At 55.0% G+C, this 576-nt stretch carries 1 protein-coding gene; it reads right to left on the reverse strand.

Annotated elements, in window-relative coordinates; translation table 11 throughout:
• The coding region (locus tag F0155_RS23305) for a DUF4815 domain-containing protein (protein ID WP_150526949.1) at positions 1-576 on the reverse strand (576 nt) is incomplete at both ends.

The following is a 576-nucleotide window of genomic DNA, read 5'->3' on the forward strand; positions in this document are numbered from 1 at the left end:
CGTTCAGCGTGAAGGCAATATTCAATCGGCGGATAGCGCTGGCCGTCTCGGTCCGCTGGTCGATTTCCTCGGTGATGACCGTTGTACCAGGCGGGCGACCCGGCGCGGCTGTAAGGAACTGTGTAACCGGCGACGTCCATTGGGTGCGGACTTCCGTCCAGTGATCAAGCGCAGGCGTGAGGAACAGGTCACCGGCAATCACGCTGAAGTTCTGATAGGGATTGATCTTGAAAATGCCGGTTGAAAGCGGCTGGTCGATACTCGCCTTTTCTGTGAAGGGCAGCGTTTCCATCTGACCAAAAGAAACATTCAGCACCTCAAGGACTGGCAGCTGAAGAACGCCCCTGTTCACAGATGCATTCTGGATAACCCCGTTGTCGCGCAAATCATCGTTGCGGAAATCATCGGTAAAGATGCCGTCCGCCGAAACACTGTCCGGGACCGATCCCCCCATGGTGACCCGGTTCAGCTGCTCAACGACCTTGAACAACAACACCTTGAGTTGAACCTGTTCGGGAACAGTCAGGATCTTTTGCTTGCTTTGAACAATCAGCGGCGCGCCAAACCAGTCATTGT

Origin of the sequence: Roseibium sediminis (assembly GCF_008711325.1) — a bacterium.
GTDB classification, from domain to species: Bacteria; Pseudomonadota; Alphaproteobacteria; order Rhizobiales; family Stappiaceae; genus Roseibium; species Roseibium sediminis.